At 40.8% G+C, this 10,180-nt stretch carries 11 protein-coding genes, 1 pseudogene and 1 other annotated feature (1 of these 13 running past the window's edge); of the genes and pseudogenes, 3 read left to right on the top strand and 9 right to left on the bottom strand.

What is annotated here, in order from left to right:
• Positions 1-50: 50 nt before the first annotated feature.
• Positions 51-1,270, top strand: a protein-coding gene (locus L650_RS0115125) for an IS3 family transposase (RefSeq protein WP_223230517.1) whose coding sequence is annotated in 2 segments (ribosomal slippage) — positions 51-339 and positions 339-1,270 — 1,221 coding nt in all. Because the reading frame shifts where the segments join, the coding sequence is not laid out codon by codon here.
• Positions 329-445, top strand: a sequence feature (AL1L pseudoknot). It overlaps the preceding gene by 117 nt.
• Before the next feature lie 36 nt (positions 1,271-1,306).
• On the opposite strand, the gene L650_RS24395 is transcribed toward L650_RS0115125, so the two are convergent.
• The 3 genes from L650_RS24395 to L650_RS0115110 all read right to left on the bottom strand — a co-directional run bounded on the left by L650_RS24395 (position 1,307) and on the right by L650_RS0115110 (position 3,043).
• Positions 1,307-1,546, bottom strand: coding sequence for a hypothetical protein (locus tag L650_RS24395; protein WP_029773625.1), 240 nt, complete (start codon positions 1,544-1,546; stop codon positions 1,307-1,309).
• Positions 1,547-1,871: 325 nt separating this feature from the next.
• Positions 1,872-2,168: a hypothetical protein gene (locus tag L650_RS23845; protein ID WP_085065503.1), complete on the bottom strand. Its 297-nt coding sequence runs from the start codon at positions 2,166-2,168 to the stop codon at positions 1,872-1,874.
• A gap of 278 nt (positions 2,169-2,446) precedes the next feature.
• Positions 2,447-3,043 carry a cold shock domain-containing protein gene (locus tag L650_RS0115110; RefSeq protein WP_029773624.1) on the bottom strand — a complete coding sequence of 199 codons (597 nt, stop codon included), beginning with the start codon at positions 3,041-3,043 and terminating at the stop codon, positions 2,447-2,449.
• 416 nt (positions 3,044-3,459) lie between these two features.
• On the opposite strand from L650_RS0115110, the gene L650_RS0115105 reads away from it, so the two are divergent.
• Positions 3,460-4,080 (top strand): trimeric intracellular cation channel family protein, encoded by a 621-nt coding sequence (locus L650_RS0115105; protein ID WP_004586627.1) that lies wholly within the window; start codon positions 3,460-3,462, stop codon positions 4,078-4,080.
• A 76-nt stretch (positions 4,081-4,156) separates the two neighbouring features.
• Here the strand turns inward: L650_RS0115105 and L650_RS0115100 are convergent, their stop codons facing one another.
• Positions 4,157-4,657, bottom strand: a complete 501-nt coding sequence (locus L650_RS0115100; protein ID WP_029773623.1) for a DUF421 domain-containing protein — start codon at positions 4,655-4,657, stop codon at positions 4,157-4,159.
• A 185-nt stretch (positions 4,658-4,842) separates the two neighbouring features.
• Between L650_RS0115100 and gloA the strand changes: the two genes are divergently transcribed.
• On the top strand, positions 4,843-5,370 hold the full coding sequence (gene gloA, locus L650_RS0115095) for a lactoylglutathione lyase (RefSeq protein WP_024033580.1): 528 nt from the start codon (positions 4,843-4,845) through the stop codon (positions 5,368-5,370).
• An 83-nt stretch (positions 5,371-5,453) separates the two neighbouring features.
• Here the strand turns inward: gloA and htpX are convergent, their stop codons facing one another.
• The 5 genes and pseudogenes from htpX to L650_RS0115070 all read right to left on the bottom strand — a co-directional run.
• Positions 5,454-6,317 (bottom strand): protease HtpX, encoded by an 864-nt coding sequence (htpX, locus tag L650_RS0115090; protein ID WP_029773622.1) that lies wholly within the window; start codon positions 6,315-6,317, stop codon positions 5,454-5,456.
• Between the two features lie 229 nt (positions 6,318-6,546).
• Positions 6,547-8,118, bottom strand: coding sequence for an FAD-dependent oxidoreductase (locus tag L650_RS0115085; RefSeq protein ID WP_029773621.1), 1,572 nt, complete (start codon positions 8,116-8,118; stop codon positions 6,547-6,549).
• A 145-nt stretch (positions 8,119-8,263) separates the two neighbouring features.
• A complete protein-coding gene (bioD, locus tag L650_RS0115080) occupies positions 8,264-8,947 on the bottom strand; it encodes a dethiobiotin synthase (RefSeq protein ID WP_029773620.1) in 684 nt (227 codons plus the stop codon).
• A gap of 29 nt (positions 8,948-8,976) precedes the next feature.
• Positions 8,977-9,873: a methyltransferase domain-containing protein gene (locus tag L650_RS0115075; protein ID WP_029773619.1), complete on the bottom strand. Its 897-nt coding sequence runs from the start codon at positions 9,871-9,873 to the stop codon at positions 8,977-8,979.
• A pseudogene (locus L650_RS0115070) lies at positions 9,870-10,180 on the bottom strand (aminotransferase class I/II-fold pyridoxal phosphate-dependent enzyme); it runs 834 nt beyond the window's last position. Before L650_RS0115070 ends, L650_RS0115075 begins: the two are co-directional and overlap by 4 nt.

Raw genomic sequence — 10,180 nt, 5'->3', positions numbered from 1 at the left:
TGAATCGCCCCGTGTTTGCCAGAGACTCAATAACTTGAGAAACTGGAACTATGAAAAAATCAAATCGCTATACATCAGAATTTCGTGAACGTGCAATTAGGCTTGTTACCACACAACAGCATGAATACCCTTCTCTTTGGGCTGCGCTAGTATCGATTTCAGATAAACTGGGATGTACCCCAGAAACACTTAGAGCATGGGTCAAGAAATCTCAAGCTCAACCGTCTAAACCCTCTTCTAATACGCAATCAACTGAAGAACGCCTTGCCGTCTTAGAGCGCGAGAATAAAGAGCTCAAGCGAACGAATGATATCCTGAGGCAAGCTGCCGCTTTTTTCGCCCAAGCGGAGCTCGACCGCAAACAGAAGTAATAGTGGATTTTATTGATGCTTGCAGAGAGCATTACGGTGTCGAGTCAATTTGCAAGGAATTGCCGATTGCACCATCAACGTATTATTCTCATAAACAGATACAAAGAGAGCCTGAGCGACTGTCTAACCGCAAAAAGCGTGATGCTGAGCTGATAATACTCATTCGCGAAGTGTGGGAGGATAATATGTCAGTTTATGGTGCAAGAAAAATATGGAAGCAGCTACAGCTTGACGACCATCAAGTCGCCCGCTGTACAGTCGAACGATTGATGCGAGTTATGGGAATTCAAGGTGTTCGTCGGGGTAAAGCACATAAGACAACGATACCTGACGAGCAACAAGATAAGCCACTTGATTTAGTTAATCGTCAATTTACTGCTGAGCAGCCAAATCAACTTTGGGTAGCTGACATCACCTATGTTGCCACATGGAGTGGGTTTGTTTATGTCGCTTTCGTGATAGATGTTTTTTCACGATACATTGTAGGTTGGCGTGTATCAACGACAATGCACACAGAGCTTATTCTTGATGCGTTAGAGCAAGCTATTTGGCATCGTGGCAACCCCGAAGGGTTAATTCACCACAGCGACAGAGGCAGCCAATATTTGTCTATACGATACACTGAGCGACTTGCTGAAGCTGGAATTCAAGCGTCTGTAGGCAGTGTGGGTGACTCTTATGACAATGCATTGGCTGAAACAATAAATGGATTATTTAAAACAGAGATTATTCGCAGAAATGGCCCGTGGAAGAATGTTGATGCTGTTGAATACGCAACGTTAGAGTGGGTCAATTGGTTTAATAATCAACGCTTATTATCTTCAATTGGGTATATTTCACCAGCTCAATATGAAACAGACTACTATGATAATTTAAACGAGTCAGGTAAAGTGGCCTGACTTAAACAAACTGGTCTCCGATGAACTCGGGGCGATTCATTTTGTTATTTCCATTGTCTCGGGGTCAACACCTATACCAACTTTAGCAACATCCATATTGAACATCGCATTTATTGTAGAGCTTTTACCACAACCTGTTGCGCCAGTTATCATCAAGTTTGTTTGTTTATTTTTTAAATTTAATATATTTTCATAAAACTTTTTTTTTGCGGTTTCATCTAAATTAGATGAATTAATATCATTTTCCATATCCTTAAAAATATTACTTTCTTTCATTTTATTTCCTCAAGCTTTATGAATTTTAATTTTATACGTTTTAGAAACCAATTCAGTAATGAACACCACATGCACACATAACAAGACTGTAGAATAACTCCAACAGCCAAATTCAATTAAAAAACGAGCTTCTGTGATTAACTCTAAGCGTTTTTAAAGCATTAGGTAATGCATTTTGGACCCATAAAACAGGCTGTTTTTATTTAAAAAGAGTAATTCTATAGCGTCAACGCCGCATTAAGCGGACTAAAGCAGTGGTTTATAATTTGTAGCGGAGCGAAACCTAACCAACTGTTTTAGCTGCGTTTAAAACACCTTGTTATGTTTATTTAATAAATGCGACGACTACTTGAGCAACGCCAACTAAAACAAGCGCGCCTGTTAGCCAATTTAAAGCACCAGCCACTTTACTAGATGAATTTGATGACTCTTCAAATGCCTCTCTTAAGTTACCCATTTCTTCAGCTAAGTCTTCAGCTAAGTCTTCAGCAGTTTTAATAAGTTTTTCTAAAGCAGATGCAGATTTTTTAACAGATAAAAATACGGTGTTCTCGCTCATAGCTTTATAAAACGTATCTTCTATATCAGCCAACGTGCGTTCTTTTTTATTAGAAAAATCCATTGGAGCTCGGTTAAACATAACTGCTTATTGAACCTCACTTTGAGGAGTTATAACACCCCAAAACGGCGTAGATTACGTTGTTCGGTAATTACACCAAACAACTCGTTTATAAACAGACAATAACAATTGCTACTCAGTAGCCTTTGTTATTTAACCCCATAACGACTTTTAATTATGTTATGGCGCAAACCTCGCAACACTGTACTTATATACGCACACAGTAAAACCTATCTTAAACTTAACCTTTAACTAATTTATTTCTAAAATTACCACTCATTTTAAAACCTTGTATCGTTCTCACATGGGTCACCATCTCTATCACCATCCATTTTTGTATTCGGGCAGTTATTTATAAAAAATACCGCCTCTGCACGGGAAGTCATTTGGCTACAGTGCTGCCTGCCGTCACAGGTAAAATTTTGTGTGTTTTGAGGAATTACAATTTTTGGATATTTTTCATCAAAAGTGGCTAAATCGGCATTCGTAATAACAGGTGTTTGGTTATTAAATTGCTCACTACTTTGATAATGGTTGTATTTATTTACTGCGATAAAGCCAAGTACGGCGATAAAACCAATTGAGGCGACTTTGCCTAAAAAGCTATCGGTAAAATTAGATTTAGCAACACGATGATGGTTTGATTTTTTAGGCGTGACTTTAAGCGCAGCGACGCCTTCAATACGGCAATTAACGGCTTTGGTTTTACCATCGGGCTGTGTAGCAACTTCAAAATAGATGGTGTCGCCCACTTTTGGCTTGCGGCTCATGTGTTTGAGCGCTGAAATGTGTATAAAGGTGTCGTGAGCTAGGGTGTCTGATTTAATAAAACCAAAGCCCTTTTCGTCATTCCACGCTTTTAACAATCCTTTGTTCATGTATTTACCTGTGCTGATTAAGCTGCGATTACGCAAATTCCATTTAAGTTAAGAGTTGTTAGTATACGTTCCTAAATTGCTACCACGCAACCAAATATTCATAGTAGGTTAATTTAAACACGCTAACTAGTTTGCAAAATACTTAACCGTATAGGGAAAATACCGAGCTTTGAGGTTTAAAATGCAGCAATAAAATAGCCTGTTTTATTTTATAAATTACGGCCATTTGTCCTTTATTCTACGACAGCTAACTTTTGCAAAGCGATTAGCTTAACAGCTTGTTTACACTAGGTTTTGTTATTAGTTATTTCTATCTGAATTAAGCGTTTTTAGTGTGATTTTTCATTCGTTATTTACTTAATTTATCTATACAATCCACACCTTATTTTTACGTGCAATTTTCAAGTGATTATCTCATGCTATTAACCGTTGTTTATATTATTGGTATTACCGCAGAAGCCATGACCGGCGCACTTAGCGCTGGGCGAATGAAAATGGATTGGTTTGGCGTTGTATTGGTTGCCAGTGCAACGGCAATTGGTGGTGGCAGCGTGCGAGATATTTTACTTGGCAATTACCCGCTTACCTGGGTTCAGCACCCTGAATACCTTTTAATTACTTGTATAGCGGGCATTGTTACTACGTGGCTTGCTAAGTGGGTGGTTAAATTTAAAGGCATATTTATGCGCTTAGATGCGCTAGGGCTTGCCGCGTTTAGTATTATTGGCTGCCAAGTGGGGCTAAATATGGGCTTGCACTATGGTATTTGTGTAGTGGCTGCGGTTGTAACCGGTGTATTTGGTGGCTTACTGCGCGATTTAATATGTCGCCAAGCGCCTTTAGTACTGCATAACGAGCTATACGCGAGTGTATCGTTACTGGTTGCCTGCTTATTCTTGGCACTGCACCATTACAATATTGATGACAACATCAGCATTATTGTAAGCCTTGTTGCAGGCTACTTAATACGTATGGCGTCAATTCGCTTTAAGTGGCGTTTACCTACCTTTAGTTTGTTAGAGCATCACGCTAAATAAATTAGGCTTTAATACAATTTAAGGCAGGTATTAAACCTGCCTTAATTAATATAAGTATAAGTAATAGCGCCTTACTTTATTGCTCGCTTACATCACTTAACGCGGTATTTAACCCACTGTTATTTTGTTTTAGTACGCTAAAACTGCCGTCGGTTTCTAGCACTACAGCGGCTACATCTTCTATNCCCGCACCACGAATGGCGGCGCGAATTTCTGATTTAGTTACCCGCTGCGATTTAAGTGCCGCCGCGCAATATTCTCCATTACTCAGCAATAGCGTAGGCTCTGCTTTTATAAGCGAAGCAAATTTAGATGAGCGCACACTTAGCCACGTAATAAAATATTGCAGCCCTATTAACACAACAAACGCGAGCATGCCCTCTAGCAGCGCAACGCTTTTTGTAATGATCACCGAGGCTAAAATAGAGCCCAGCGCAATAGTGACTATAAAGTCGAACACGTTCCATTTAGAAAGCGTACGCTTACCCGATATACGCAGCCAAAACACCAGCGCTACATAACCCAGCACGCCAATAATAAGTACGCGTATTAAGCCCTGCATATCATCAAAAAACATAGTTACTCCCTGTAGTTAAAATTACGTATAGCCTTTAGTTAAACCGTACATGCTTACAAATTAAAACTGTATGAATAAGATAGGCAATAGTAATTTAAAGCAGTTTAAATTTAGACGATGGTTGATTATGATAACTTAAGCATTATATCTAAGTTTTCGCTTCTTAATTTATACAAAGGATTACCATGTCTAGCTATAACGAATCGCCAGAGCAAATTGAACAGGCCACTAAAGGCTATGTGATGCAGCAAACTATGTTGCGTATTAAAGATCCCAAACCGTCGCTCGAATTTTATCAAAATGTATTAGGTATGAAGCTGTTAGGTAAGTATGACTTTCCTGAAATGAAGTTTACACTGTACTTTTTAGGCTACGAGCCAGAGCAGCCGCAAGGTGATGATAAAACCAAAGCTAAATGGGTATTTGGTCGCCCTGCACTAATCGAGCTTACCCATAACTGGGGTACAGAAGACGACGATAGCTTTGAGGGCTACCACAGCGGTAACCAAGAGCCTAAAGGCTTTGGCCATATTGGTATTAGCGTACCCGATGTATACGCCGCGAGTGAGCGCTTTGCAAAATACGATGTAGAATTTGTTAAAAAGCCAGATGATGGTTCAATGAAGGGCTTAGCATTTATAAAAGACCCTGACGGCTACTGGATTGAAATACTTTCACCTGAGGGCATTACCGATATTATTTTTGGTAAATAACTTTAACCCTTGATAAACCAGTTACCACATACTAAAAAGCCAGCTAATGAGCTGGCTTTTTCTGTTTTTAAATAAGGGTTAGCTTATTTACGCAGGGCGTCTATTCGCGCATCAAGCGGTGGGTGAGATGAAAACAGTTCAGCCATCCCTTTACCACTTGCTATACCAAAGGCCATCATGGAGCCTTGTAATTGTGAAGGATGGTTTTGCTTTAACCGCTCAAGAGCTGAGCGCATTTTGTCTGCACCTACTAATTTAGCTGCGCCGCTGTCGGCTGCAAATTCACGCTTACGGCTGTAACTTGCTACCACTATGCTTGCAAGCACACCAAATACAACTTGGAATAACATGTCGAATAAAAAGTAAGACCAGCTACTACCGCCCTCTTCTTCATCGCCATTTAAAAAGTTATCAACTATGCCTGCCAGTACTTTTGCGGCAAATATTACAAAGGTATTTACCACGCCTTGTATTAGCGTAAGTGTAACCATGTCGCCATTAGCAACGTGCGATACTTCGTGGGCAAGTACGGCTTCGGCTTGGTCTTGATTCATGTTATGTAATAAACCTGTGCTAACCGCCACCAGCGAGTTGTTTTTACTTGGGCCAGTTGCAAAGGCGTTCATTTCTGGGCTATCGTAAATTGCTACTTCAGGCATTTTTATACCTGCTTTTTGCGCTTGTGCTGATACAGTTTGTACAAGCCAGTGCTCGGTTTCGGTGCGTGGTTGAGTAATTACCTGTGCGCCTGTTGATTTTTTAGCAATCCACTTAGACATAAATAACGAAATAAACGAGCCACCAAAGCCAAATACAGAGGCTATAAGTAATATTCCGCCAAGGCTACGATGGCTTAAACCCAGCGCGCTCATTATTATTGAAAGCACTACACCTAATACCAACATAACCGCTAGGTTAGTTAATAAAAACAAAAATATACGTTTCATATTGTCCTCACAAAAATAGGTTTGATCACCGAACATAAAATTAAATTAGGTTAAAGCAATCATTACGTCATGACACACTATGTCATGGCGTTGAGGCTATTCTGTGACAAACTATGTCATAACGCAAGGGTTATTTGCAGGTTTATTAATAAATTTTTTGAGGAGTTTAAATAGAGAATAAAGTGTAGCGTAACGCAGTTATTAAACCTCGTTACGCCAATAAAAACAATTAGTTGCTGGTTATGCCGCTACTTGTAATGCAATTATTAATTGTTGCCATATCTGTAGGAAAACCGCGCTCTTTTGCGAGTAATTGTGCCACCTTGGTTATATCTGCATGGTTGTGTTGTTGAAGATACGTCCACTGGTGATGAGTACGATGCTCATTTATGTGCGCATCGTCGCTTATTAGGCCAAGTTTAGTAAATTCAGCCACTATTTCATCAGCAGCGATTAAGGTAGATGACGCTTTGACGTTTTCCGCTCGTGCGTAGCTAATATGCGAATATAAGCTAACATCTGCAACGCGCAAGGTGTCGTCTTCTCCTGGGATTTGCTGGCCACCAAACAAGGCATTGTTTTGCGTGTTGGCGTTTTTAAATGCCGGAACAAACTCGGCTACATAATCAATGGCTTTTTGACTACGTGCTTTTAGTACCTGCTGATCCCACCCATTGTTTATGTAATTTAAGTATTTAGCTGGCAATTGCGGCTGTGCACTTTGCTCGTTGGTATCGGCTAGGCCATCGTTAAACAAGGTAATTGAGTTGGTCATACCATGAATTTGATAATAGCCATTAGGATAAGGCGTTAGCTGTGCCATGCCCTCTGGCGTGCCACGATTACCATAAATAATAATTTCTGGAATTTGACCGCCAGCACCTTGCCAATGCGTAATGTAAGAGGCTTTAAATTCGACCATACGTTTGGCCTCTACACCTACCATGTCATCTACAATACCGGTTTGAAAGCCACAGGCATTAATTAGGTAGTCTACCTCTACTGTTTGCGAAGTGTCGCTTTGGTTGTTTTGGTATTCAATTTTCCAGGTTGGCGATTGGTTATTAGCACTGGTTTGCTCAACTTGGCTAACTTGCTTTACCTCTGTGCTGGTAAGTACATTAGCGTGTTCGTAATGGGCAAGCGCAAGTTGGGCGCTGGCCGATAACCTAAAAATATTCCACCCGTATTCTTGCGCAACAATTAGCGGGTATTTTACTTTGTTTAAGTTAAGGTGCTTAGCAACGGGGATCATCCACTCATCTAGCGTTTTAGGCTCACTAACCTGCTCTTTTTTACTCAGCGCTATCATTTGCTCATGACTATACAGCTGGTAGTAATTGTCGGGTTCACCTAGTACTTTGTTGTTAGGGTCTTGCTCAACTAACTCTTTATACGCGTTGGTGATTTTATTTAATCGTGGTAGTAAATCATCGGGTGAGTCGTTATCGCGCGTTGGCACTGCAAACACGGTTGGGCGTACGTCTATGGTGTAGGGGTATAGCCGTAAAATATCAATACATTGTTTGAGTAAATCTATGCAGTCTTCGTCTGGTATTTCACGGTATAAATTACCACCGGCATGTAAATGGCACATAGGTGGGCCATCTATAAGTGACTTTTTTTTCTCAAAAATAGTGGTCTGAATCCCTAGCGCTGCCAATCGAATAGCTATTGTTGCCCCTGCTGTGCCGCCACCTAAAATGCCCACACGGGTTTTAGGCTGAGCACTTGGCTTTACCTCGGGTTCACCCGTTACCTGTGTGTTTTGAGCGAAGCGTTTAATATATGGGTGCGTCATGTAGCGGTTTATTTCCTTAGTAACAATAGCTTTAACTTGTAATATGTGTACTAAAGGGGGTAATTTCAAGGCGTAAATACAATTAATAAGCTCATGTATTTAATATAAAAACTGCTTTGCATTTAAAAACGCAAAGCAGTCACAATTAGCTCTGTATATTGAGGGTATTAAGTAAGGTTTTGTATATTTGTAGTTTAGGGGTTTGCTCGCTGTATGGGCTTATAGCCAAAATAGGAAATGGCAAACGTGCTTTTAACGAATCAAGGTTAGCTTGGTATTCGTCCATATTTGGGTCAACTTGGTTGGCAATCCAGCCTACGCAGTTAATACCTAAACTTTGCATATGGGCAGCGGTAAGTAAAGCATGGTTTAAGCATCCTAGTTTCATGCCTACTACTAAAATTACGGGTAGTTGCTCGTCCTTAACCCAGTCGTATAAATAATCGGTATTATTAATTGGCAGAGCCCAGCCACCAGCGCCTTCGGTTAGGTGGTAATCGGCACCTTGCTGTTTTAGTGTTGAGTACGCTGCGCTTAGTTTATCGAGCGTAATGTTAACCCCTACTTGCTCTGCGGCTATGTGCGGCGCAATAGGCGGCGCAAAGGCAAAGGGGTTTATTACATCGTATTTGGCACTGACCGTGGCGCTTTCCATTAGCATTAGTGCATCGGCGTTTACTAGCTGATCAAATGCCATTTCGCAGCCTGCGGCAAGTGGCTTAAAGCCAATTGCGTTTTTTTTATGTTGGGCAAGTAGCTTTAATAGCAAACTAGTCACGTGGGTTTTTCCGGCGTCGGTGTCGGTACCGGTAATAAAAAATTCTTTCATTTTACTGCCTTGATTAATTTTAATATTAGCTACTCATGGCTTTTTTGTAATGATAACAATACCACATGGTAAGATACACACGCTTGATTGTTTAAAAGCGGATACGCATTGCATACCCGTTGTAGCGCCGACTTAGTTAATAACCCTTGGCGTGAATTAGCATGATTTTGCGTTGTAGCACCAATGGCTTTAATAGATTTAATGGCTTTTAACGGGCTTGAATAACAATCGGTATAAATTACTTTTTGTGAGCTATTAATACTAAACCCCGCATTTTGGACCGACTGGTTTATATAAGCGTGTGTATTAAAGGTATTTATATGGCTACGGTTATCAAGCGCTGCAAACGCTGTTTTAATTTCGTTAAGCGAGCCCGCCACTACGGTACTTATATAAGCCTGCCCGCCAGGCTTTAAGCTTTTATAAAGCGCCTGCATTAATTTTTCAAAATTAGCCGACCACTGCACTGCAAAATTACTAAATATGGCGTCAATACTGCTTGCTTGTAGCGGCAGGTTATCCATATCGGCGCAAATTTTTGGGTTAGTTAATGCAGCGCTTTTAAGCATGTTTAAGCTTAAATCTATCGCGATGACTTGGCCGTATAGTTTGCTTAGCTGCGAGGTATTAACAAGTGGGCCAGCTCCTAAATCTACACAGCGCTTATTTTGGTTGTAAGGCTGGGAGTTTATTAATTTAAATAAATCGCTTGCTGCCTGTTTTTGTACATTGGCATGGCTGTTGTACTTCTCAGCTGCTTTAGAAAACTTATCACTCGCCCCCTTTTTAAGCGCTGTATGAGGGCGTACTTGCTCAGCACTTTGTATAAGCGCACTATTTTTTGAAGCCCCATTTATAGGTAAAAGCGCGGGCTTTTTATTTAAAGCTTGCTTACTGTGGGTATGAGCTAAAGCCTGCGCGATCATGCTATTGCGCCTTTTAAGTGCTCAACAAGTGCTCTTATATCTGCATGGGTATGCGCCGCTGTTAAGGTTACACGTAACCGCGCGGTATTATGCGCAACCGTGGGTGGGCGAATAGCGGTTAGCCAAATACCCTGCTGTTTAAGCCTTTGTGCTGCGTGTAACGTTTGCTCGGCGCAGCCAAGTACAATGGGCTGAATAGCGGTGTTTGACTCCATTACCGCAATGGCGTGTTGTTTACAAAGCTGCTTAAAAAAAGCAATGTTACTACTAAGCTGCTCGCGTTTAACATCTGCACTTTTAATGGCTT

The sequence above is a fragment of the Pseudoalteromonas sp. TB51 genome (assembly GCF_000498055.1).
Lineage (GTDB): Bacteria > Pseudomonadota > Gammaproteobacteria > Enterobacterales > Alteromonadaceae > Pseudoalteromonas > Pseudoalteromonas atlantica.
This window is presented reverse-complemented; position numbering and strand designations above follow the sequence as displayed.